The organism is Candidatus Uabimicrobium amorphum, assembly GCF_009002475.1.
Taxonomy (GTDB): domain Bacteria; phylum Planctomycetota; class Uabimicrobiia; order Uabimicrobiales; family Uabimicrobiaceae; genus Uabimicrobium; species Uabimicrobium amorphum.
Genome location: NZ_AP019860.1, coordinates 2,983,594 through 3,009,944, shown reverse-complemented (window position 1 = coordinate 3,009,944; position 26,351 = coordinate 2,983,594). Strand labels below are relative to the sequence as shown.

At 39.4% G+C, this 26,351-nt stretch carries 15 protein-coding genes; 6 read left to right on the top strand and 9 right to left on the bottom strand.

Features of this window, described 5'->3' with window-relative positions:
- The first annotated feature begins 72 nt into the window (after nt 1-72).
- Entirely contained in the window at nt 73-912 is an 840-nt protein-coding gene (locus tag UABAM_RS10660) for an EamA family transporter (protein WP_151967987.1), read from the top strand.
- Nucleotides 913-929: 17 nt separating this feature from the next.
- Here UABAM_RS10660 and UABAM_RS10655 read toward each other — a convergent pair whose 3' ends face one another.
- From UABAM_RS10655 to rsgA, 4 genes are all read right to left on the bottom strand, one after another.
- Nucleotides 930-2,273, bottom strand: coding sequence for an SBBP repeat-containing protein (locus tag UABAM_RS10655; RefSeq protein WP_151967986.1), 1,344 nt, complete (start codon nt 2,271-2,273; stop codon nt 930-932).
- A 110-nt stretch (nt 2,274-2,383) separates the two neighbouring features.
- Nucleotides 2,384-6,502, bottom strand: a complete 4,119-nt coding sequence (locus tag UABAM_RS10650) for a serine/threonine protein kinase (RefSeq protein ID WP_151967985.1) — start codon at nt 6,500-6,502, stop codon at nt 2,384-2,386.
- A 62-nt stretch (nt 6,503-6,564) separates the two neighbouring features.
- A complete protein-coding gene (locus UABAM_RS10645) occupies nt 6,565-7,173 on the bottom strand; it encodes a YigZ family protein (RefSeq protein WP_151967984.1) in 609 nt (202 codons plus the stop codon).
- A gap of 60 nt (nt 7,174-7,233) precedes the next feature.
- Entirely contained in the window at nt 7,234-8,298 is a 1,065-nt protein-coding gene (gene rsgA / locus UABAM_RS10640; protein WP_173013241.1) for a ribosome small subunit-dependent GTPase A, read from the bottom strand.
- Between the two features lie 319 nt (nt 8,299-8,617).
- On the opposite strand from rsgA, the gene UABAM_RS10635 reads away from it, so the two are divergent.
- Both UABAM_RS10635 and UABAM_RS10630 read left to right on the top strand, forming a co-directional pair.
- Nucleotides 8,618-10,771 (top strand): helicase HerA-like domain-containing protein, encoded by a 2,154-nt coding sequence (locus tag UABAM_RS10635; RefSeq protein ID WP_151967982.1) that lies wholly within the window; start codon nt 8,618-8,620, stop codon nt 10,769-10,771.
- Nucleotides 10,768-11,406 carry a thiamine diphosphokinase gene (locus tag UABAM_RS10630; protein ID WP_151967981.1) on the top strand — a complete coding sequence of 213 codons (639 nt, stop codon included), beginning with the start codon at nt 10,768-10,770 and terminating at the stop codon, nt 11,404-11,406. Before UABAM_RS10635 ends, UABAM_RS10630 begins: the two co-directional genes overlap by 4 nt.
- Nucleotides 11,407-11,742: 336 nt before the next feature.
- Here UABAM_RS10630 and UABAM_RS10625 read toward each other — a convergent pair whose 3' ends face one another.
- The 5 genes from UABAM_RS10625 to UABAM_RS10605 all read right to left on the bottom strand — a co-directional run bounded on the left by UABAM_RS10625 (nt 11,743) and on the right by UABAM_RS10605 (nt 18,127).
- A complete protein-coding gene (locus UABAM_RS10625; RefSeq protein WP_151967980.1) occupies nt 11,743-12,480 on the bottom strand; it encodes a lipopolysaccharide kinase InaA family protein in 738 nt (245 codons plus the stop codon).
- A 17-nt stretch (nt 12,481-12,497) separates the two neighbouring features.
- A complete protein-coding gene (locus tag UABAM_RS10620) occupies nt 12,498-13,283 on the bottom strand; it encodes a lipopolysaccharide kinase InaA family protein (protein ID WP_151967979.1) in 786 nt (261 codons plus the stop codon).
- A 140-nt stretch (nt 13,284-13,423) separates the two neighbouring features.
- Complete coding sequence (locus UABAM_RS10615; protein WP_151967978.1) at nt 13,424-14,134, bottom strand: FAD-binding domain-containing protein; 711 nt, start codon at nt 14,132-14,134, stop codon at nt 13,424-13,426.
- Between the two features lie 36 nt (nt 14,135-14,170).
- Nucleotides 14,171-15,406 carry an MFS transporter gene (locus UABAM_RS10610; RefSeq protein ID WP_151967977.1) on the bottom strand — a complete coding sequence of 412 codons (1,236 nt, stop codon included), beginning with the start codon at nt 15,404-15,406 and terminating at the stop codon, nt 14,171-14,173.
- A 114-nt stretch (nt 15,407-15,520) separates the two neighbouring features.
- Complete coding sequence (locus UABAM_RS10605) at nt 15,521-18,127, bottom strand: GAF domain-containing protein (protein WP_151967976.1); 2,607 nt, start codon at nt 18,125-18,127, stop codon at nt 15,521-15,523.
- Between the two features lie 629 nt (nt 18,128-18,756).
- Between UABAM_RS10605 and UABAM_RS10600 the strand changes: the two genes are divergently transcribed.
- The 3 genes from UABAM_RS10600 to UABAM_RS10590 are packed head-to-tail and all read left to right on the top strand — an operon-like array spanning nt 18,757 to nt 26,350.
- Complete coding sequence (locus tag UABAM_RS10600; protein WP_151967975.1) at nt 18,757-24,078, top strand: hypothetical protein; 5,322 nt, start codon at nt 18,757-18,759, stop codon at nt 24,076-24,078.
- 8 nt (nt 24,079-24,086) lie between these two features.
- Nucleotides 24,087-25,853, top strand: coding sequence for a P-loop NTPase family protein (locus UABAM_RS10595; RefSeq protein ID WP_151967974.1), 1,767 nt, complete (start codon nt 24,087-24,089; stop codon nt 25,851-25,853).
- Between the two features lie 17 nt (nt 25,854-25,870).
- A complete protein-coding gene (locus UABAM_RS10590) occupies nt 25,871-26,350 on the top strand; it encodes a hypothetical protein (RefSeq protein ID WP_151967973.1) in 480 nt (159 codons plus the stop codon).
- The last annotated feature ends 1 nt before the right edge of the window (nt 26,351 follow it).

Genomic DNA, 26,351 nt, shown 5'->3' with positions numbered 1-26,351 from the left:
AGTTGGTTTACTATATAAAAATATATCGCACATTTTGTGAAAAAGCGCAATAACAATTTTCAGGTGGTAATTATGCATAGTGATATTTACTTGTTAGTTTTTCTTTCGGCATTCATGCATGCGTTGTGGAATTTAGCAGCGCGGAAAGTCAAGGGAGACATGGGAGTGTTGTGGCTGAGTGTTCTTCTCGCTACTTTGGTCAGTACACCAGTGTATTTTCTAATTCCTTTTGATTTTTCTCTTTATCTTAGTGCCTTACCCTACATCATTGCAACAGGTGTGATTCATGCCTTTTATTTTATTTTTCTTTCCAAAGCGTATGAAGAAGGACACATTTCGTTTGTGTATCCCATTGCTCGTGGAACAGGGGTTGCGGGGACCGCAATTCTTGCTTTCGTTTTACTGAACGAGCAAATTTCTTTGTATGGCGGTATTGCCATTGCCGCGATTCTCTGTGGAACGATCACAATGGCGTTGGGAAATTTTACGAGTGATAAAAAATCCGCACTTCTTGCATTTAGCGTTGGTGTTAGTATCGCTCTTTATTCTATTGTTGATAAACTCGGCGTACAAAAAATACACCCCGCGATTTACATTGCGCAGATGTTTCTGTTCTCTATACTTCTTGCGGCACCGTATGTGATGCTTAAACACAAAAATAAGTGTTTAAATGCTCTTCGGAAACATAAAAAATATATTGCGATTGTTGGCTGTGGATCTATATCCACATATGCCCTTATTCTTTTTGCCTTTCGTTTGGGACATGTAAGTTATATCGTTGCGCTACGCGAATGCTCTGTTGTGTTGGGAGCAATCTTTGGCATTTTGTTTTTTAAAGAGCACTGCAATGCAAAAAAAGTAATGGCCATTACCATGATTGTTTGCGGAGTGATCCTATTGAAGATGGGATAGTGTACCCATCGATAAAATTATTTCAATTGTAATAACTGTAATACCAGTAAGTATGCGTCGTAGTCACCCGAGAATGGTGTTTTCGGAGATGCCCAACTTGTCGAACTGCTACCCACAATATAGCATTTGTCGTCTTTGTGGACGATGCTTGCAATGCTTTCAATTTCTTGAGATCCGATAAAGGTATGCCATAGCATATTTCCTTTCAAGTCGAGTTTTGCAAGAACACCGTCTCTACGACCTTTATGGGGTTCTAACGGATCGCCCCATGCGCCCCAACTTGATCCTGACACAAAGAGAGAGTCTTTCGCGACAGAAATACTATAAGATCTGTCGTCGTGATTTTTTGATCCAAGAAAAGTATTCCATTGACGAACACCATTGAGGTCCAATTTGGCAACAAAAATGTCGCATTCGCCTTCGTCGCCTTGCCCTACGTGTGGACGGATTGGATTTCCCCATGTTTTACAACTAAAACCGGAAACATAAACTCCGTGTTGGCCCACGGCGATACCAAAACCAGAATCGTAGTCTGTGGAACCCATAAACGTATTCCACTCGCGCTTTCCAGAAGAATCGATTTTAGCGACAAATATCTCTGAAATAAAAAAACTCGAGTGTGGATGGATTGGTTCTCCCCATGAAGCATAGCTATACCCTGTTACATAAGTATTTCCCATGGAATCAATGGCGATACCACCGGTCACATCACTATCATGGCAACCCATAAAAGTATTCCACAATAGAGTCCCATCGGTAGTAAATTTAGCGATAAAGGTATCAAAGGCTTTGTAATGCTTGTTGATTGGCTTTCCCCAGGAGTGATAGCTTCTACCAGTGACGTAAATATTACCTTGATGATCAACGACTAAAGTGTTGCCAAACTCTGCTGTTTGGTCGGAATCTTTGGAGCCTACAAATGTATTCCAGCACAGTTTACCGTTTGTATCAAATTTGGCGAGAAACACGTCTTGCCACCCTGCGTATGGGCGGAGAGGATCACCCCATGAGGCAACACTTTTACCTGCAATATAAACATTGCCTTCTTGGTCGACCACGATTCCGGCGACATCGTCATATTCGTTTGCGGCGCCAATGAAAGTGTTCCACATAAGTATTCCTGCGGGAGAGTATTTCGCAATGAAGATATCGGATTTTCCCGTATGAGATTTTAGAGGTTTTCCCCAGGTATCAAGGCTTTTTCCCGTTATATAGATATTGCCTTTGTGATCAATAGCAACACTACGTCCATAGTCTTCGTAACGCGATCCAGAAAAAGTATTCCAATCTATTTTAATTTGATTTTGGGCGGATAATAACGGTAGAAAAAATATAAAAAGTAGGAGGTATATCTTGTTCATGATTCACTTTCTAATGTATTTGTTTTCGATTTAGACAAAATCATAAGAGAAAAGGTGTACTTTAGCAATTATTTTATCTGATCCATCCTGTTAATCCTGTCAATACAGGCTTACTTTTTGATTTTCGCGGCTATAATTTCAAAAAAGCTATTGTATAACGGATTAGAGTTTTCGCTTAGAGTAATGAGCCGTTGAAGTATTTGATATTTCTTTTGGAAGAGTTCATCACTACTCTTAAATTTTTTGTTACATAACAATTCGAGTTGTTTGCGCAAAACTTTTTTGAGTAAATCTTTATATTTTTCTTCCTGAAATTTTGCCAATGTCGTTGCGATGGTTGTGAGGCTATCAGGATTATTGATGTAAAATAGATGTTTTTCGATGATACTTTGTACCTCTTGGCGGTGTAACGGAATATTTGAACTGAGAATGGTGGCTTTTTCAAATTGGTAGCGTACCCAAGTATCGAGCATACTTGATTTTAAATCTTTTATCAAATCAATTGCCTTATTGATATGATGGATGGCTTGTGGTTCTTCCAGGCTTTTATGGATGACAGCTAGTTCATAGTGAAATTGAGCCTTGCGAATATCTTCGTTTGTCAACTCCGCAGCACAGCGTAGTAGAGGGATGTAATGTGAGTTTTTTGCTTTGCGTAAAAAGTCAATGTAAATATCGTAATAAGGAACCGCTCGTGCTTGAGATTTTTTTTGGATAGAAACGTTCTTCATTACGTCATTGAGCACAAAGCGATTTATTCCCCAAGAGATTCCTTCCCGAATGTATACATCTTCTGTTTTCTGGCCTTGCTGATATAGTTTTTGTAATTGATGGCGATTACTTAGGTATGTTTGGGCGGCCCAGGCACTCATGCGCACGTGGGGATTTTCGTGTTGTAAATATGGCACAAGCAACTTTTTCAATGATGATTTGGAAACACTTTTGTTGCCGAGTACCAGATCGAAAAATGGTTTTGTCTTTTGCGAATACAAATAGCTTGTTGTTGCGCTCATGAGAAAATTGGCACCAAGGTTAGAGGAGGCAATTTTTAAATTTTTGAAACGAGAAACTCCGAAAAGTGCTCCGGTTTTGCAAATAAAATTTTTAAATTCATCAGGTTCATTGCGATTCGTCATGATAGTGAAACCCATATTTCGTAAATCATGAATACTTGTCTTCGTTACCATCCCACGACGCGAGATTTCATGTATTTCGAACACCTTGAATAAGTTTCCGAGCATGTAGACGATGATTTTTACTGTCAACGGTATTTTACCAAGATACAGATTTTGTTGTTTTTTGGGGTCGGTAGATACAATTAGAGATGAAGCTTTTGTTTTCACATAGAGATCCTCTTCTTGGGCGAGTTTTTGTAATGCCTTGATAAATTTTTGTTTTGTTTTGGGATTGTCAAGTAGCACTTGGTTTAAATTTTGATTGTTAAGTGCAATGTGCTTTATCTTCGCGGTACTATTTTGCAAAATCTGTAAGAGGAGATCGAAATACTTATCCTCGTAGTCAATCGGATAGGAAGATTTCCAGTAATAGTAGTTAGCAAATGTGGCAAGCGGACCTTTTTCATGAAGAACCGTGTGTAAAATGGTGTTTAATTCTGAGTCACCTGTCCATCGCCACAGCAGAGCAGCGCAAATAACTTTTATGACCTTATCCTCATGAGCCAGATTTTGCCGTAGATTTTCTACGATTCCATAAATGGGGTGCTCTTTAGAAACAGGGGTCGTGTCTCTAGGAATCAAGTCAAAATAGCGCATATGACGTTCGGGAAAAATTCGCGCATAAATAATCGCTTTGTAACGGGAATCCAGTTTAAAATTCAATTTTCCAATATAACGTAGATCAAATACAAAGTTTACTTCGCTAAGAGCGGCAGAGCACACAACTGCCGTTTCAGAATTTTTAGATTTCATTGCCGCGGCTACCGTTTGGTATAATTGTATCCTTGCCAGAGCTTTTGCTGCTAGATAACGAATGAGGATGGTTTCTTTTTCGTTGTGTAGTATTTGTTCAACACTGCGGTGATGCTTGTGCAAAAGATTTTGTATATCAGGCGTGTTATACAAATAAGTGTGCGCGATCAAATAGATGATAAAATTGCGCATATTTTTTTGTATACGCAGTAAAATTTTCTTTTCAAGGGACTCTTTGTGCAAGAGATGTGAAAAATCTTGTTTGTATCCCGCAAGCAGAAAGGCTTTTACTGCTTGTTGCCTTGTTTCACTGACCGATAAATATCGCTGAAAAAGTTTACCGTCTATTTTTTTACTGTTATTATATTCGCGATAATGGACTTTATATTTTTGTGAAAGTTCTATGACATCACTTTCTAACAAATCTGGTAGATTTTGTTCGTCATAAAGAGCGACCATGCGCAATAAAAACCAAAAAACATCGTCTTGGTAGCGCGCATCTTCAAGTACTAACTTGAATAGCCCCTCTATGGCTTTTACCTTCTCTTTACCACGAACCATCTTGAGGTTGATGTTGGCTAAATCGTAATTTTTCGTGGCAGCATATGCTTTTCCCAAAAGAAGTCGATAGGCAGAATTTTGCGGTTGCAATTGGCAACAAACTTCTAAATATTTTTGCGCATTTTTTGGCTGTTTCAGTTTGAAAAGGCACACGCCTATCTTATAAGCCACTTGTGCTTTTTCGGGAAATAGGTCGTATATAGATGTAAATATTTCGTATGCCTTTTGTAGATCAGTTTTTGATTGAGATTTTTTATACTGTTGTAAATAGCTTTCACCAATGTAAAACTTTAAGTCGTTTGCATAAGAACGTTCTCTAAACTGAGGGGTAAGATATCGTTTTAATTCAAAAACTTTTTGATACATTTTCTTGTGGTAAGCAAATAGAATCGCATGATACGTGGCCTCGTCTTTGATTTTTCGTAAATTTTGCAAACGTTTTGTGTTTTCGTCCTGTTTTTCCAAAGCGCTAAGTTCGTCATTTTTATAAATAAGCTGTAAGTACTGCGCAATGACAGGATAGGAAGCATTTAAACGTACCAGTGCTTTTATTTGTAACAAAGTTGCTTCTATTTGGTGTTGTGCTGCCTGCGTGTTTTGTTGAATAATTGCTGTGTATTCTCCGCGACTAAATAAAATTTGTAGTCGTAGTAGCTGTATTTTTTGTCGAGAGTGGCGGTATTTTTCGGCTTTTTTTAAGGCCGACTCTGCTTCTGTAAAAAAACCAAGATTAATCAGATTTTCTGCTTCAAGAACAAAATCATTTACATAGATTATTTTTTTATCGTTGTCTCGAAAAAAAGAGGGGTATAAAGCCACAAGAGTAATACTCACGGACATGGCCACAATTATAATGTGACTGTGGTAACGCAAAAAGCGCTGCACTCTTTTTGTAAACGGACGTTTTTTTTGAGTTAGGTAATGAGCAATATCCTCAGACATCTTTTGCGCATCAGCGTAGCGTTGATGACGGTGTGCGACACTGTTTCGCCAGATATTTTCAATTTCCTTTGGAACTTCTGTTTGTTCTTGTATAGGCTTAAAATTGTAGGTGGCTATGTTGGAAAATATAGAGATACGTCTTTTGCCTTGTATCATTTTTTGATTTGTTACCATCTCGTACAATATAACCCCTAGGGCATAGACATCTGTACGCATATCTATGAGACTATTTTTTCCTGACAATTGCTCTGGAGACATGTATCTTGGTGTTCCGAGAAGACTACCGTCTTTTGTAAGATCATTTACCTCTCCATTGGCCCACTTCGCTAAACCAAAATCCATAATTTTTGGCTCGCCTTCTGGAGTCACAAGTATGTTGTCGGGTTTTAAGTCGCGATGAACAATTTTTTTGCTGTGAGCATATCCCACAGCCTTTGCTATTTTATGAAACAAAACCATCTTTTCGTGGAGTTCTAGACTCTGCCAATACTCATCAAGCGGTTTTCCATGAATATACTCCATTACAATATACAGACATTTATTCATAGCTCCAGCGTCAAGCACCTTCACAATATTATCGTGTTGCAATTCCGCGCTGATTTCCATCTCGCGACGGAATCTTCTTTTGGCCGTTCCCCGCTCTAGTTTTATCAACTTCATTGCCAGTTTACGATTGAGAGCATCTTTTACTAAATAAACAACGCCCATGCCACCACTACCTATTTGTGAAATGACCTGGTATTGATTTATTTGTGTCTGCGGTTTGATATTAAAAAACTCTAAATGATCTAAAGACATGACGATCCTGTCCGATTATTTTGCTGTTAATCCTGTCAAAACTCTTTCGCTGTTTCTTCAGTCTAACTATTTTCCGGTGAATTCTTCTTTTCACTTTTTATAAAGTGCTGATTCTTTTGTAGAAAATCTTGTAAACCACGGTGGTATTTTTCTTCGGCACAAAGGTGCAAAACGACATTGCTAGAGTATTCTGTATTCGCAATATCAATGTGGAGTTGTTGCAATTCGTATTGTATTTTGTCGTTGTGTTGGTAGTCGCATTCGATGGTGTACTCGAACGTTTTTATTTTTTTGATTAACGTTGCGGAGTTTATGGCTTCTTCTGTAGCACCCCCGTAAGCATCGATAAGGCCACGAACCCCCAATTTTACCCCACCAAAGTAGCGGGTAACCACTGCAAGAACATTGGTCATTTCGTATTTTTGCAGCATGCGCAAAATGGGTTGTCCTGCCGAACCAGATGGTTCTCCGTCGTCGGAGCAGTGTGATTTTTCGCCATTTTCACCCACAATATATGCCCAACAATGATGTCGTGCTTTGTTGTGTTTTTTGGCGATCGGTTTTATATGGGCTTTATTTTCTTCAGGGTTTGTTATGGGAATGAGATGTGCAATAAAACGCGATCGTTGTATTTTGATTTCTTCGCTCACCGTTTCTTCTATGATATTCATAAAAACTCCTTGGTATAAGGCTTTGCAGGTATATAGGTAAACCCACAAAGCCTTATGGGGTTAATCGCGGTACTTCATTTTCATTTTTTTGCGTACCATTTTAGAAAGTTGCTTTGCGCGTTTTTTCTTCTCGCGTTTGCTTTTTCGATCATCTTGCTTGTGGAAATACTGCACTTCACGCTGCATTTTGTCATAGTTCGCCAAACGCTTTTTATCTATCTGACCTTTTTCTAAGGCTTCTAGTATAGCACATTGCGGCTCATTTTGGTGAGTACAATTTCGAAAATAACACTTCTCGGCCAAAGCCTCTATTTCGCCAAAAGAGTGATCTACCGATTCGCTGGTACTCCACAATTGTAATTCGCGAATACCAGGTGTGTCGATTAAAAGACCACCATTTGTCAGGAGAAACATTTCGCGATTTGTCGTGGTATGTTGTCCCCGATCGCGGAATTTTCGAACTTCTTTCACTTTTTGTACATTTTCACCTAATAGAGCATTGACGAGTGAAGATTTTCCTACCCCAGAAGAGCCGACAAACGCAACTGTTACACCTTCTGCAATGTGTTCTTTGAGTTGTGAAATTCCATCGTCTTCTATTGCCGATGTGGCAACTATTGGTATATGAGGATAGGTAAAGCGTAAACCTTCAATGACTTTTTCTACGTGGAAACAAACGTCGCTTTTGTTGAGAACGATGACCGCTTCACACTTACTTTCGTATATCAGAGCGATAAATCTCTCTAAACGCCTTTCATTTAAGTCGTAGTCTAAACCCATGACAACAAAAACCTTGTCGAGATTTGCAGCAACGAGTTGCTCTTTTACTTTAGATCCAGGTGCTTTACGCGAAAACTTACTCTTGCGTGGTAGCACAGCTGTAATTTGAAAGTGACTATCTTGTTCGTGGATGACTACCCAATCACCAACTGCGGGAAAATCTCCTTCAAGTTCGTAAAATAGTTTTCCAGACAAAACGGCTTGGACAGTTCCCTGTTCTGTGTAAAGTGTGTAAGCGTTTTTGTATTGTGCGGCAACTCTGGCAACATTATTGTTGTCTAACAAAAGATTGTTTTGTTTATGATGAGAATGAAATTGACACCATCCTAGGTTATTTATATTCAATGTCTTGTTTCCTAAGTAAATAAAAATTTGCATACCGATGCTGTGATTTAGCATTTACAAATGTTTTTTAGGAAGCAAGATGATGGTGAGAGGAAGAGATTAAGGAGAGGAAAATAGGAGAATAGTATTTTCTCTTTTTAACTGTGTATCACTTAACAACCATCACCTCGCTTCCGTTTTACTATACTTTTTATTGTCTTCATAAAAACACTCCTTTAAAAAAGTGGGGAAAAATGTATTCCTAATAGATTTTTGACATGTTTCGATGATACAATGACAAATACCACTATGCAAGATTTTTTTTGTGAGGAAATAAAAAATGAATATAAGTATTGGTAAAACAGAGGAAGCGGAAGATATTCAAATTCGCCATAAAACTCTTTTACGTCACATGGTATGTTTAGGGGCTTCGGGAAGCGGAAAAACGGTATTGTGTAAAGTGATATGCGAAGAGTTTATACGCAACCAAATACCTGTCATTGCCATTGATCCACAAGGTGACATTGCGAGTCTTTTACATACATCGCTTTACGAAGATGTCGCGGACAAAGGTATTTCGCAGGATATGATCGACGAATATAAAAAAAATGCCGAGGTTGTTATTTGGACTCCGGCGAGTTCTATTGGTGTTCCTCTGTCATTAAATCCCATCGGATTGATTCAGGACATTGTCGCCCAAGATAAAAATTACGAAGAATGTCTGCGTTCTATCTCTCTTTCTGCAGACAGTATTATCAGTCTTGTTGGTGAAGAAGTGGACAGTGATACGGGACGTTTGTTGTCGGCGATTCTAAATATTTCTCTGACATACATTGTCGAAAATCGTTTGGAAATAGAAGGTTTTGCGAGCCTTGCGGATTTATTAAACGATTGTCCCGAAGATCTGAGTTCAAAAATTGCCCCCATCGCATCACTAAAAGAAGTGACACGCCTTTCCAAAAAACTACGTCTCTTAACCGTGGGAGCTAAAAAATTACTATTTGATTTGGCAAAGCCACTTAATGTGGAAGAATTGTTGGGTTTATCTGCAAAAGGTAAACGCAAAAAAACGCGTCTTTCTGTGATCTATCTCAATACCCTTTCCTCACAAGAAGAAAAAGAATTTTTTGTGGCACGTATCACAAGTGCTCTTTACGACTGGATGTTGGCAAATCCAAGTAACGAGTTGCAAGCACTTTTTTATATTGATGAAGTAGCGCCGTTTATTCCCCCTGTGCGCAAACCAGTGTGCAAAGATATTTTAAAGATACTCTTAAAGCAAGCGCGTAAGTACGGAGTAGGGTGTTTGATCGCTAGTCAAAACCCTGGGGATATCGATTACAAAGCTATTTCACAGTGCTCTACCTGGAATCTAGGCAGACTTATTTCGCGCCAAGATATTAAAAAAGTGGAGAAAATTTTGCGTTCGATATCTCCTGGCGAGTCAGAAAATATTGTGGCAGAGCTTCCTACCTTAAGCGCAGGACAATTCCTACTCTTTGCTCCCGATGAATATGAATCTATGAAGAAGTTTCAGGTACGTTGGTTGATTACGCAGCATAAAACTTTAGACGAAGAGCAAGTAAAGAATGCTGTCGACGATAAGATGCGTAAAAAATACCTAAATAAGGCAGAAAAAAAACTAAGTACAACTGTGGCGGTAAGCGAAAGTGAAGTAGAGGAAGAAGAAGAGGATGGCACAACGACCGCTGAGGAAAATATTCAAATTAGCGAGCGCATTTTATTACTATTGGCAAAAGAGGTTAGTTGTTTAACTTGCGCGGAAATTGCCGACCGTTTGGAATTAAACGTGGCTACAATTCGCAAATATTTGAACAAGTTAAATCATAAAGTCGCGCGCACTCGATACGGGCGCTCTTTTATCTACTGGTTACCACAATACAATTTCCTACCACAATACGATTTAATTCAGCGCATCGAAGTGTCGAAATTGCAAATTTTAGAGCAACAGGCAATTGCTCTGGCACAAAAAAGATTGAAAAAGCAATTGATTTTTTTCGAGACCGAAAAAGTTACGCATAGTGATCTGCAGTATATTCCGTTGTGGCAAGTGCATTTCACGGAAGAAATAGAGTCTTCTTTTTTGATATTTTCCAAGACAAGTAGCAAAGACGAAAATATTTACTTTCACGCCTTTAGTGGAAAAATAGCGGTGTACAATCGCAATAGAGGGTTCTCCTTTGTCGATACGCCGCGAGAAAGTCCGTCGGTTCTTTGTGACCTTGATGATGTGTGTACCTTTCAGACCGTCTTTCCTGGTGAAATAGATTTTGAGTGGTCGCAGTGGAAGAATATACTTTCGCGCAACGACATTCAAAAACGAATTGCACGAAAATTTCACATCAATGTACACCAGATAGCCATTACATTTTTACCCGTATGGCGTTTTGAAATTAGCACCAAAAACGCACGCAAAAAGCGTCTGTTGGTTTTAGATGGTGTTACGGGAATGCCTGTGGAGGAGATTGTGTGAAAAGAGCTGCGGTGATGTCAGGAGGGACAACCCCAGAAGAAGATCCTTTCTACAAAAACGTTTTTGACGACTATCAATTTCGCGTTGCCGTAGATATGGGAATGAATGTGTTCCATCGTCTTGGTTTACAGCCCGATATATTGGTGGGAGATTTAGATTCTATTTGCCCTAGTATTGATATATCACAAATAGATGTGCACAAGTTTCCCCAAGACAAAGATAAAACGGACACCGAGTTGGCCATTGACTTGTGTATGGCAAAGGGGTTTTCGCACATTGATATTCTCGGTGGCATAGGAAATCGTTTGGATCATACTCTGGCCAATGCATATCTTCTTGTGTATGGTAATCGACCTGATAACCAAATACGTTTGCGTAACGCACACAATACGATTTACTTATTGACCGGTGAAAAGTCAGTTTGCTTTGAAGGAATGAAAGGCGATACGGTGTCTATTATACCACTCACCAAAAAAATACAGGGAGTGACAATAAGAGGTTGTCACTGGGAAATAGACAATAGTGATATCAATCGCGGTCAAAGTCGTGGTGTCAGTAACTATTTGGAGAGTGACCAGGCAGAGATATCCGCAAGAGAAGGCATGGCGTTTGTGTTTCATATTTGCGGTTTGTGAGATATCCGGAACATTCATGTCATCCCTACAAAAGCGGGAAACTAGCAATACAAAGTGGACCCTGCTTTTGCACATGGCTGTCAAGCTAAGACATAAAGTACTACAAATAAAAGAATTACATTTTTTTCTCTAAAACTAAAAACTACCTTACCAGTGTCATCCCTGACTTGATCAGGGATCCAGGCGCATACAATTTAACTTTGTTTTGTGGATTCCTGGTCAAGCCAGGAATGACACGGTTTTGTAAGTCTTTATTTAGAAATATTTTACATCTTAGCTTGACAGGTATGTGCTTTTGCAGGGATGACACGGGAGGAAGTCTTTTTATACTCACGGTTATTTGCGTATTTTCTTTTGATAAGTGCGGTCAACGATAGGAAGTAGTTTATCTTTGTTGGCTTTGGTATGTGAACAATAGGTGTCAAAAAAGCAGGTCCATTCCTCTGCGGAACAAAGTTTGGAAATGTCGCGATAAATAGAGGCCAAGTCATAGACAAAAGAACGACCTAATGGCAAGTGGCGATAAGAGCCTTCGGGACAGTCAATAAGATAGACTTTTTGTTCAGCAGTACAAAAAAGAATATTGCGCAGGCGGTGTGTATTGTGCACAAATTTATTGTTGTGTAAAATTGCGGTGAATTCCGCTATGCGCTTCATGATCTCCATACGTTCACTGGTGTTTTGTTCCTGATGATCTGTAAAATATTTATAAAGATCCACAGTGTTTGGAATTTCTTTTGTGATAATAATTCCCCATTTTAAACAACCTAAGACGCGCAAATCACCGTGCGCGACCACTTCGGCATGGGGAATTTTCATCGCGGAAAATCTACGATATGAGCGCGTTTCTTTTGTGGCGCGACTTTTGCGACCAAAGTAGCGATAAATGCTTCCTTTGCTTTTATATTTTTTTACATACAAGGTTGTATCGTTTATCGTACATTTAAACAATTCGACCACTGTGCCTCTTACAAGTATGTTTTCGTCGCAGGTAATTTTTTCGAAATCATGGATACTTTTGATTTCCAGATCTTTTTGTAGTTCTGTATACAGAGGGTTCCAGTAGTATTTCATATTCTTTCCTAGTTTTTCTACTTATTTTTTTTTTGGCGTTTTTTACGTTTTTTGTCTAGGCGCTTATTGGTTTTACTCGTAATTCTTTTCTCCCAGTAAGCCTTATTTTGGGCGATTTGTGGATTTTCGTTTAGATAATATTCCCAAAATATTTTTTGCTCTTTTACTTCTACTTTTCCTGGAGCAATAAGGTATAATTGCACGAGATTTTTAATGCGTTTTCTTTTCGGTAAATTTTTGTAAAGTGTCGTTCTTTCGTTATCGATAAAGGCAATGTCTGTTTGATCATTTGCAAAGTCAATGAGTATATTTCTCCACCGCAAATCGCCATGAAAAATTCCACTGGCATGCAATTTCCCTATGGTAGTGCCTAGTTCTTGAAGAAAGCGCTGTCTCTTTTCCTCATCCCATGTGTATATTTCCAAAAGACATTTTTCCAACTCGATGGCATGATCATAGCTCTCCATGAGAATGAAGTTGTAGTCCTTTTTCTTTCCCAATAGTAGAACCTTCGGTGCAGAAAAACCATGTTCTAGTAAAACTTGATGGCCGTTTAGCGAACGATGTGCCCGTGAGCCACGTAATTTTTCTTTTAGATTTTCTGACCACTTACGTTGCAAAAAAACTTTGTAGTAGTAGTCTATGTCATTGTGCGCGTATCGATAAACATGTGTATTTATCGAACTATGTACTTTGTGAAACTGTTGGTTTTGACTGACGTCAGAGCAACATGTTTCTATAATTTCTTTGTCTAAAGGCTCGAAAATTTCGATGTGGAAATTGTTTACAATTTTAGGATGCATGATAACTTTCTCAAACGGTCGATACTGAATGAATGTGTGAACTCTATTTCTTAGCAAATGATAAAATGTCTATGTTATCCTAACAAAATTTAGATATTTTTCGCACTTTTTTTTTCATCTTTGCGATTCTCACATTGGGTTTACTTTGCCTGAAGAAAGTCACAGTAGCATTTGTATATGTAATCATGTTCGGCTTTGGGTAGTTCAGGGTAATATTTTTTTACGTAATGCATGGAACGATCAAAACTTTTTTTGGCGCGTTTAGGGGTATACCTCCTCGGCCAAGGCCAGTTTGTCGAACGGTCAATTAATGCAAGTTTTAACTCACCATTTTCTTTTTTCTCACGACAGATAATATCTTTAAAACGTACGGGTGCAAAAAAACCATTGATATGTAAACTGGCCAAAAGTTTAGCGTAGTAAAGGTAAATGTTGTGTCGCTCTTCCGGCGTGGCTGCTGAAAACATATCTTGAACTTCCGTACCATCTATCTTTTTAACTAGTAGGAAACCACGCTTGGGAAAAATAAACGTTCTTTCTTCTCCCCAAGCAATAATTGTCATGGTATCGATATTTTTTTTATTGATTTCTTCGACAGATATCTTTTCGCGATAACAGTCGGCATGAGGTATGCAACCACGCATTAGCAAATCAAAAATCTTTTTGTTTTGTACTTTCAGAGTACGTTTTAAAAACATGGGCGGTTCAATATCTATTCGAAAAATTTGCGAGCGATTGGCATCGGAAATTAACTGTCCAACGTTTCCATTCATGAGTTTTTGGTAGCTGTCTAATTGTGCTTTTTTTAAAATTTCTTTGTACTCAGGTACTATGTGAAATTCAATTGACATGAGGTATTCCTCTCTAATTTTTTGTCGAATTTGCGATTATGTCGAAGTGGTTAATTGCGGCAATGAACGTTTTTCAAAATTTACAATGAGGATGTGATACCCTATCGCACCACAAATATATAAAACCGCAGTGATTAGGAAAATGTAACCATAGCCTAAGTCATATGTTCTCAAATATTTAAAAACTTTTCCACTCAAAAACCAACTGCCAGACCAAGTTGCCGAAGCAAGAGCACTGGTAATTTCTTGATTTTTTTCACCGACATACTCCATGGTCAAAAAAGCGGTCATTGGTCCCGCCATATTCATGAGTGGTTGGCGTACTACAAAGCAAAGTAGAGCAACGTAAAGTGCGAAGGGAAAATGAAAGACATCCGTAGATGCGAGGGCAACCAATACTACAATAGCGGCGCTTTGTGTGCTAACAATGGAGGCATGCAACCCATAATTTTTTTTCATTTGTGGAACATATACCACCGCCATACCCACAAAACTCGCGGTGACAAAATTGAGTAATGAAAAGGCATCGTAATCCATGCCGTGTACAGAGTAGAAAAACAAATTCATGTAGGGGATTGTCAAACCGGCGCCTACGGCAATGATAATTCTGGGGAATAATGCGGTGAATACAACTGCCCAATCTGTGGTGTTTTTTTTCTTGTCTTCATTTTGTGGAATGTATTCATTTTTATTGATACGTACCACGAAATACAAACTGAGAAATCCCATTAGACTAAAGGCGGTGAGGATCGTTTGTTCATTTACGTACGGAATGTTACCAAAGATAAAGATGAGCAAGCTGCACACGACCATGCTAAAGCTAAAAGTTGCGTGATGTAAAGCAATGGCTTCAGGTTGTTGTCCAGACTTTGTATTGCGTACAATAAACGGAAGTACGATAATTTGCATACAGCTAAAAAAGACTCCCATCAGGAAAGAGGTAATTTGTAACATCGAAGTGTATTGATGGTATGCGGCGTATAGAGTAAAAAAAGCAATAACCGGCATCCCACATCCCGCATAGAAAAAAAAGGGGCGTAGTGCTTTACCTTTTATGTATAAGCCTAGAGGAAATGCACAGCATAAAATTCCCAAAAAGCGGTACGAGGTAATATCGGCAATGAGTGCGTCCGACATTCCTTGTTTTGCCAGGTAAATGTTGAATATTAGGATAAAGGATGTATTGATGAGATTTAGACAAAATTGTGCGCAAATTAGAAATAAGATATCTTTTTTTACTAACGAATAGCTTTTGAATATGGTGTTTAGCATTTGTAATTTCTAGTGTAAAGGTGATCGTTCAGAAACTAGGTGGTGTCATCAGCAGTTAAAAAGCGATAGTTTGGTCGCCGTAACCGTGATGTTCACGGCTACGATGACAAATCTTTATTTGATATCATCCTCTTTTAGTTTCACAATGCGATGGATATCGTTTATGTCAAAAGGCTTTCGGACATAACCATCGGCTTTCTTTACATACTCTAAAACATTGGCATCTTCCGCTCTTCCCGAGAGAAAAATGACTTTTATTTTGGACGAGATTCCACGGATTTCTTCGATTAAATTACAACCCTCTTCTTCCAATTGGCTGTGAATGTTGATATCGAGAAATACGATATCTATCGGTTTTTCTTCACATAACTCCAAAGCCTCGCGTCCTTCTGTCACCGAAAAAACACCAAAACCTTGCTCTTCAATAATGGTGGAGAGCAAATCTCGTGTTTCATCTTCTCTCTCAAGAACAATAATATTGCGTCCGACATAGTGTTTGATACGTCTTGTTGTTGAATGGCGGCCACGTTCTTTGTTAATGGGAAGAACCACAGTTACGGTTGTACCTTTTTGCAATTCGCTCTGTAGAGAAATATCACCATTTAAAGATTTTACTATGTTGTAACAAACGGATAGTCCTGTTCCTGTTCCTGGTTGCGTTCCGCTACCAAAACTACCTTTTGTCGTATAGAAAGGTTCAAAAACTTTGGCGCAATTTTCCGACTCTATTCCACGGCCGTTATCGGCAATAGATGTGCATATTTTGCCACCTTCTTGCCAGGTTTTTATGGTAATGACGCCATCATCTTCTTCGATCGCATCGCGGGCGTTAATAATGAGATGCAAAAATACCTGTTCTAGTTTGTCAGGGATCGTGTATGTTTTTGCTGAGGTTTGAAAATCTTTTACTACTTTTATGTCTTCCTTTTCCAGTGCTGGTTTTGTCAACTTAAGTAGTGTTTCGATGATATCTTCGACTTTGATGAGTTCTTCGACATCACCGCGTTGTTTGGAGAACGACAGTAAACCTTCGGTGATTTCACAGGCTCTTTGACTTTGCTCTATAACGATATCGACTAAACGGTCTTTGTACTTGTCATTTTTCTTGGCTATTTGTGAAAATCCATACATGCTGGCGATGATGTTATTAAATTCGTGGGAAACTCCTGCAGCAAGTAAACCCACGGCCGCCATTTTTTCGGAATGAATTAATTTGTCTTGCATCGATTTTATTCGCTCTGTTCGTTCAATGACGCGTTGCTCTAGTTCTTGGTTCCAGCGGGCGATTTCCTCTTCCTTCTTTTGTAAATCTTGATATAACTGCGCGTTGGTTAAAGCTACCGCGGTGTATCCAGCTAGAATCGTAAGTATTTGCATGTCTTCATTTTTGAATATCAAACCGTTCTTTTTGTTGCTGATTCCCAGTAAACCCATGGTTTTTGTTTGCACATTGTTTTGCAGTGAACTTACGACAGGAACGATTACGAAGGCGTTTCCTAAAATCTCCTGTTCTTTGAGAGACTCTAAACCTGTACTTGGTTCCTCTTCGTTTTTGACCAAAATGGATTTGTTTTCGTCGATAACCTCGTACAATTTTTTAGGGATGTTAATTTGACCATGCTGATCTTTGGGGATTCCTACAGAGGAACACAGTTGAAACTCGTTATTTTTGTGTAGAATCAAAAAACTTTTTTCGCAATTGAGTACCTGGGAAGCATACTCCACAGCATAGTTGGTAATGGTCTTTTCGTCTAAGGACGATGAGAGATTTTGCGTGGCATGGGACAATGAAATTAAATCTTCGTTGAATTTTTGATGCGCCTTGTACAAGCGGGCGTTTTCAATAACAACCGAAGCTTGCATGGCAATCTTCGTTAAAAGATCAAGATCACTTTCCATAAATAAATTTTCGCGGTCCGAATCGAGATATATAATCCCTAAAATATCTTCTTTACGCAGTAATGGAACACAAATGGCCGAAGTAACGTTTTGTCCAATGAGACTGTCTTTTTCTTTGAAGCGCACATCTTTCATGATATTTTCGCAAAGTAGTGACTCGCGCGTTTGTAAAACTTCGTTGAGGATACTTTGGCTGATTTTGGCGTTGGCATCATCCTGGTTTTTACTATTGTTGTGGACAGCAACCGGCTCTAAATTTTTTTTCATTTCGTCAAAAAGAAGTATAAATGCGCGGTCTGCGGGAAACTCTTCGAGAATGATATCCAAAAATCTTTGCAATACTTGGTCAAGGTCAAGTATACCGCTGATGGCATTGGATACTTTGTAAAGTACAACCAGGCGTCCGTGAGATTTATCTATATTACCAAGGCTCTGTAGTACATGTTGTGGACTATCATAATGTTTTTGGCGCGATTCTATTCGCGATTGCATTTTCTGATCCACAACTGCGGGGGCTGTTTCTACGGTTTCTTGATCGTCGAACAATAAAATATAACTGCCAATAGTGACGATGTCTCCGTGTTGTATGCGTAATTTTTTTTGTGCAACATCATTGACAAACAACTGTTTGTTTTGCGATATATTTTCAATCCAAAACTCCCCATCAGTTGTTTCCAACGAAACGTGATAAGGCGAAATACTTCCGGAGCTAAGAACAATACTATTTGAGGGACTTCTTCCTATGGTAGTTTTACCTACAATATTAAAGCATTTGTTTTCCATCTCGGCGTCTGGAGCAGAGATGATTATAATTTGAGCCAAGGTGATACCTTTCTAACAAAAACCTGACATCCTTCCGTTGCTACCGTCTTAAAATAACAAAAATATAGGTGTTTGGGAAAATTTTTTTTATGGGTAGAACACACCCTATTTGAAAAGCTTAGAAAAGTCTTGAAAAGGCTATAGAAATAGGCTACAATCCTGTAGCAAAACAATCACTTCTTCTCTAAGTACCGCATATCTTTTGCTTAACAGTGTACTACAAACACTTGGTTATTTTACAACATATTTTAAAAAGATCTCAAAGAGCATTCAAAATGTTCAAAGCCCTATGACACTCAAAATAAAATTTAACATGACCTTAGTAAAATAAGATTATTTTGAGTTTTATTTTGTTATCTAAGGGAAAACGATTTTTGAATAATGAATGTAAATGATTGTCTTAAGTAGTTAGATAACCAAATGTTGTGGTTATTTTGCTATTATTAGTTGGTGCACCAACTATGGGAGACGCAAAAATTTACGCTTTTGTCTTAATACTACTGCAAATAAACGAGCACGGCAAAACACCGTATAAATTTGCTAATCCCAAACTTAATTTTTGACACTAAATCATTACGTAAAAACTTGTAACAAGTTGTAACTATTTAGAAAGGTAGATATAAACACCTATGTCAACCGATCCTTCAAAAGGGATTCAGCTAAAAGACGGTAGTTTTACCTTTCCTACAACATTAAAGTGTAGGGTAGATAGAAAAGCTCTGAAGGCAATCCCTCGAAATTTTGAAATTTGCAAACAAGGGATCGAAGCACTCAATGATCTCTTTTACGAAGCTCCGCCTGAAAAAAAAGAAGGTGTTCTCGTACAGAAATCCATCTGGGAAAATGTCGAAGAACGCATCCAAAACGTTCAGGTATTTAATGCCGGAGCAAACTATACCGACTTAACAAATCAAACACTTCCCATTCGTGTTAATTTGCCAAAGGGAAGTCAAAGCTATCCCTTAGATCAAATCTTGACAAAAGATTTGAGCAATCCTTACTTGGAAATGAAAAAATTCGCTCGCGAACTACTTGATGTTGTTGCGGCAATTCGCGCTCTTCGCGAGGAAAAACTTTTCAAATATGACGACTTTTTCATATACCCAGGAAAAGAAGCCTTCGTACTTACTGACAACGAAAGTGGTGAACGTCATCTAAACGTCGCAATACACTCTATATGTCCTGATAGTATTGCGGAAAACACTTCTTCAGAAGAGTTGTGTCTAATGGCGATTAAAGACCTCATTCGTCAACGTTGGGATTTTAGCCTATTCAATCGTGTATTAAAAGCCAATGACTTACAAACTGCATTTGCGGCTCTTCGCCACTTATCACGCGATGTTCCTACTCTAGAACGTATTGCTGTGGGAACCGGTTATGCGGCGGTGTATGCTTTGATTGGTTTTGTGGCGTTTTCTATTTTGATGTTCTTTTCGGGCTTGACTCCGTGGAACAACGCCGAGCTACAATCTGTTAGCTATCAATTTTACAACAACGACGGTGAGGCTCTAGAAGTCGACGCTAAATCAACTGTTGTGAGTAGTTTAAAGCGCGATAAACAAGACAAAAAGAAGTACAACGAAGTTGACAGTTATCGTATTGTACTCAATCGCAATGATGTAAGTGGCGATGTCGTCGAAATGGTAGGAACCTATGAGTCACCACTACGCCTAGAGCAAATGGGCGGACTTTTTATTTTTGATAAACTTGGCCTAAGTAAGCCTCTCGATCAGGTATACGGTTTGAACAAGAATAAACCTATTGCTTTAGATCAGCTCAAATACAAAGAGCTTGACATGGTAAAAGCCGCTACCAAAGAATTCGAGAGCAACGGCAAAAAAATTACTTCGCGTTTTATCATTAAAAGTCAAAAGAAGTGGGGACGTGAAAGATTCGATCTCGCACCTTCTAGCAAAGAAGAAAAAAGCTTACCTCTTGAAGTTATCGTTGCGAAAAAAGGTTGGAAGTTAAGTTCACAACCTACCTCGGTAACTTTTAAGCAAACACAAGATGAAAAGACTTCTAGTGTTTCCGAAGAGCTTCGCGTATTTGCTAACCCACCAAAGGGCTCTAAAGAGAAAAGTGCGGAAATCAACAAACGCGCATTCTTTCGCGTAACTTTTAAAAATCCTGATTTGCCAACAGTACCCATCGAGATTCAGTATTTAAAATCTCCGAAAGGACCTGTTGTGGCAACAGTTAGTTTTTCCGAAACATACTACAATGGTGGATTGCCGACAACTCGCTCTGTTCGTATTCGAACGAGAAGAAGTCGTGACTTCGACGAAGATGACGAAGAAGATGACGAAGACTTCGACGAAGACGAAGATGAAGATGAAGATCGTCCACGTCGCGGACGCCTAAGTCGCCGTGATCCAGATGTTTTCCAACTTAATGGACATAAATACTACGCTCTGGCACAACTTCCTGAATTTACGACGGTAAAAATAGCGAACAAGCAACTTCCAAGTGAAGACATCGAATGTTCGGTACACATCGCAGTACCAGGGATTGAAAAAACAACGGAAATTCCTATTACGTTTAATCCAAAGGAAGATTTCCTATTTAAAGAAGACAAGATGGTGCATGTACGTAACCAAGTATCTGGCTTAGCGTACCCCATTGAAATACAAAAGCGTTTATGGAATCGCAGTCCTCGTAAACTAGAAGCGGTACGTCTAGCTGATTTCACGTATGAAATAAACGACGGACAAAGTAAACAACCTCTTGATAATTACGGTGCGATGGGGATTGGTTTCCAAATCCAGTCGGACAGAACACTGTATTTTTACAATCCAAAAGACGGCAAAACAAATGCCATCGAAAACTACACAGTAAAAGACAATGTGTTGTACTTCGCAGCCAACGAAGATAATTACAAGGCAAACGAGTCTGGATGGTTCCAACCAACCAAAGAAAACTTGAATGCTGTTAATATTCGTCGTCAAACTGCCGAAGCAATTACACAACTCTATGTTGTGGTTCTCACCGACAAAAACGTAGAAAACGCGATGCTAACTCTGAAGAGAAATAAGCGTACTGAGTTAGAACTTCCTATTTCTGCGAAGTCTGAAGAAGCTCTAAAAATTGTTACTTGGCGTCAACTTGCTCCTAACCAAACTTACAAAAAAGAAGACTGGTTAAATCAAGAAGATCCTAAAGACCAAAAAGTGGTAAACATCAATGGCCCACTGGGTGGTTTGCGTTACAATGTAATTCTTTTTGCTGGTGACGAAGCTGTTGCCGACGTATCGAATCAGGCGTATCTGAAGATTGAAGATTCTTCTGTTCTCAATATGATCTACCAAACAGTGGACAGTGACTGGTTTACATACAACAAGAGTGATATTGATGGCATTAAGTCCTTAAATAAGCCAGCAGTACAACTCAAGTTTTTAAAGCGTTCTCAAGATAAGAGACCTCCATACACACTACTTGATCACAAAGAAATTGGTTCTGTTGCAACAAAAGATCTCTATTTCTTGGCAGACCAAGATATTATTGGTAAAGTGGTTCAGTACTACGCTGTTGCTGGAAGTGGCGTCAAGGCAGGTGAAAAGGATAAGAAAACAAAGCTAACTTTTTACCTACCAGAAAAAGACATGGAAGCTTCTATCGAAGTGAATGTTTCTCGTGCCGCAGAACATGAAGTTATGTGGGATGTGAAGCTAAATCAAGAAGATAAAACATTTAGCATCTCTGTACAAAACTATAAAACCGCAAACGCGGACAGTTTGGCAAAAGAAATGCGTTTTCTTCTAACATGTGCAGCGACACAGTTGGTGCACAGTGGTTATCACAAGAGCGAAGGACAAGTCTACAGCGATGACGCGCGTTGGGCAAAAATTATTGCTTGGGCACTTCAATCTGTGGGAACAAAAACCCCAAGTGCTCCTCCGACAGATGTTCTTGGTACACTTGCGGAAGAACTAGGTACTTCTCTTGGTAACAAGGAAGAATTTGCAACTAAATTAGCGTACCAGTTAATGCGCGAAGCTCTTTTCTTGGCGTGGAGTGGTAAAAGTGAAGATCTTCTTAATGATTTCCTTGGCTTAACAGGTCTAGAAGAAGATATCGCGGCAGGTAAAAAAGTTGCCAATGACTACTATACCCTAGATGTCGAGTTCTATCCGACACGCGTATTCCCAATACTTGTTGATTCACCAACACGCTTTAAGAGTGTGACTTTTAAAGTTCCATTTGATAAGGTTTTATTGGACAAGACAGCGATCCAACTGCACGAACTCAACGAAAGTTATTATCGCGGTGTTCCAACACACTTCGACGCAGTACCACGTGTAAAATCTTACTTGGGGAACATATATCCTCATAGCGATGCTTTTCCTGAGCAAAAGCCTCAAAATGTGGGAAGTGGTATTCAAATTTCTGAAAAGTTGTACCACAACTTGTTACAGTACTCTCTATGGGAAGAACGTTTGAAGAACTCTGTGAAACCAAAATCGAAATTTTGGGTAGCAATTCAAGGGATCAGTAGAGAATTTACTGATGTTGATGGAAAAATCAACTTAACTCAGATGAATAATATCGCAGACGAATTCCGCAAGAGAATTGAGTCTTATCTTCTAAGTCCTGTAGAGGTTCGCCGTGTTTTCTGGCAAGAACTACAAAACAAAGTACGTACACCAGAAGAACGCGACAAAAACCGTGATGGTTTGAGCAAGCAAGAACAAGAAGGTTTGCTTGACTTCGTTGAACGCTCTATGATGCCACAATTTACCGTGGATGAGAGTTGGTATTCTAGTTTTGAGATAGTCATTGACCGTCAGACTCTTGATAAATGTCCATTTGGTAGCAAGTGGGTATACATGAAGACCTATCGTCCACAAGCGGACGGACTTCAAGGAGAGGTAAAGAAGATCAAACTATTCAAGCGCAATGGTTTGAGTCTAGATCCTTGGCCAAGTCAAGACTACAAAGTGGAAATCTTCAACTATGGTGATAACTGGGCAGGTAATGCGGACACCAAAATCGTACGTGTGACCGGCGTTGACGCTTATACCGCTTTTTATGAAGATCATACTTCTTCGGAAGTAAAAGGTGGTCCAGATAAGCGTATTCGTCTAGACATTTTCTACGAAGATCGTACTGGCGAAAAGAAGATTGCTCGTGCGGGTGACATAAGTCCTCCGGTTATTGATTTCAGTGTACATCCAAAGAGTGTGGTTCTTTTTGAAGTAAGTGGATATCAGATATCTCCAGATCGTTTACGCGAAGTTATGCGTACCAAGGGCCTTGAGATGTATGTAAAACGCGGCACAAAAAACTGGAAGTGGAACTTTTCTGTAGACAACGGACCAGTGATTTCTCCGTATGCTTTCAATATCCAAGCAACGGAAATGACAGAAAACAAAGAAACTCTGGAACTAAGTTGGAAAGAAGAACCTGAGCCAGCGAGTGATTCACGTAGCTTTACAGCATTGCAAGAAAACTACGATATGGAATTGTTGTACTTAGACGCTAACGAAAAACTTCCTGAAGAAAAGTTTTTCCCATACCGCGATTATGCAAATATTTGTGGTAACTATGATGAAGGAAAGATTCAATCGCGTCGTATGTTCGACTTATTGAACAAACTATTTGCCAACAGCTCACAGCTAAAGTCATCTGAAAAGTTTGAATGGTCTGAAGAGTTGGCAGAAGTATACGATAAGAAACATACTCTAGAAAACAACAATGTGCAAATGTTCCAGTATAAGTATGACGAATCTCACGTGATTACGACAACGATATACGAAAACATCTATGCACCAGAGGTATTTAAGGGCAAGCACCCACAATTGAAGGTTCCTGCAAGTCCTACCGAAAGTGCAAAGAGAACTCTTATCTGGAAGATTTCGCCGAAAGAAGGAAAGAGCCTTCGCGGTTTTCCAAAGTATATCTTGCAAAAGCAACTTGTACCAACCAGGGAACGTATAATTAGTAATGAATAGGAGATGAAATGTCGTCTTACGAAGAACATTGTCGCAATCTTGGACAACTAACCGAAGTGTTAGTTGAGGTAGTAAAAGATTCACTACCTTTGCAGACTTTCAAAGAAAGTATTGATCCCAAGAGCAATAAAATTCTCCAGGAAGTTTTCGACGAGATGACTTGTATAGGCAATGACGGACTAAGCGCAGTGGATCGGGCCAAACGGCCCCCCTGTGCTATCCTGCTAGGTACAAGTTCGGCTGGTAAAACAGAAATTCTCGGTAGTTTTCTTCCTAAATTGAGAGAATTTGCAGGTTCGACTGCGCGTGATACCACTCCGATGTTGGTGCGCATGCGCTATCCTAATGAAGATATGGATCCAAAAGATCACGGTCGTGTAACGTTCTTGATGCCACGTGACTTAGTGCAGTTGATGTCTAAACTGCAAACGGTAAAAAGCGCATATTTGAAAGATGCACAACTCGGGGACAGCTGGGATCGCGTAACAAAAATTCAGCGTGATCCGAATGCCGTACGCAACGAAGTATGGGAAAAGAAGCTCTACACTGCGACGCGTGAATGGATTCGCGAAGCGTTTATGTGGGCAAAATCGGAAGATCGCAAGGACGATGCGAAGTATTTCGAAACACTAGGAAATATAGCGGATCACTTTAATCCAGAGTCGACTTCTTTTGATCGTTTTAACCCAATTCCACGCAACTTGATTCTTTCGTTCTTGGACAAGGGTGAAGATGGCAAAAAGCTATCGAAAATGCTTCAAGACAAACTGGGTCGTGCACGCGGTGAAGCGGACCAAGAAGGTGAAACTTACTACAACATGAGAACTGCAGGGGCGATTACCGACCTATTTGTAGAAGAAGATATTCTAAAAGATATCGATATCTATGACACTGCAGGGGTTCGCGTTGGTGGGGACGAGACCGAAGCAAAAGACCCTAGTATTAAAGTACACTCGCAAATCCAAGCGTTTAAAAACCGTTGGGGATTTGAGCGTTTGATTCCATCTGTTGACATCATTATCTTTATTTTGGTAATGGAAGAACAACAAGTGGATACCGAATTCCAAGAGTTGTTTGCGGAATGTGCAAAGCACGGTGCACTTGACAAACGTCTATTTATCTTGATGAACAAATTGGACAAAGCGGTTACCCAAGCGGTAAACAAAAAAGACTATACCAAGAGCGATGGCCAAATTATACCTAATGAAGAAAACACGTGGAAAATTTGGATCGAAACCAACGTGATGGACAAAATTGGTGGTCTTGGTTCTGGTTTCCGCAACGTATTCTTATGCCACGCTCCAAAGTTCAAGATTGATGGTGACAATGAAGAAGAGTTCTTATTAAATAGTGCGGACAGTCCTACTTTGAATAAGTACTTGTACGATGCGAGTAAAAACATTCGCGCCGCTCTTGATGATGAAGACGGTGGTGTACGTTTTGCATGGCGTACCGTTGAACGCGTTATGCGCAAAGAAGGTAGCGAAATTCGCTACGACCGTTTAGGTAAGCATATCTTACCTTATACCAAAGATGTTCTTAACATTCTTGGTGCAAAGCGCGTTGTAGAAGCGAAGCCTACGGACAAAGAAATCGATGAGTATCTAGAAAAATTACTCAAAGATTTAAAACAGCTTAACTGGCGTCCAGAGGAATTCCGTCTACCAGAGCGTTTTGGTGAATTCTGTATTATGAGAAAACTTTGTACTTCTAAGCAAGTAGAAGAAGGCCTAGAAGAACAAAAAGACTGCTTGACGATACAGGACGCAAGGTAAAAATTGGTCAAATTCTTGTGGACAAAGGCTACATGACTCTTGAGCAAGTACGCGAAGTTGTACAGCTTTCCGAAGAGGAAGAAGAGGATTGGGAAGTATATCAAAAGAATACATTTTCCCATATTCGCGAACGTGTCACCGAGCAAATAGTCAGTTTTATGGAAGACAAGAATCGTCCGATCATTAAAGGTAATAAACCAGTAGAAGCGGTTATCAATTATCTTACCGAGCCAATTGCTGCTCTTGAGGACGAGCTAAAGGGTATTTACACCAATAGCGAAAGAAAAGCATTCCAAGAAGGTGTACAAAACGTAATGGAATGTCAGTTACTTGCTTCTTTATGGAACCAAAACCGTCTACGTAAGCACTTGTGGGCGCAAAAAACCAAGATCACTTCGTCTTTTGATATCCGCGACGATATCTCCAAAGAAGAAGCAGAAGCAGTGACCAAGTCATACGATAAGTTAAACGAAGTTTTTGAAAAACTTCCCTCATAAA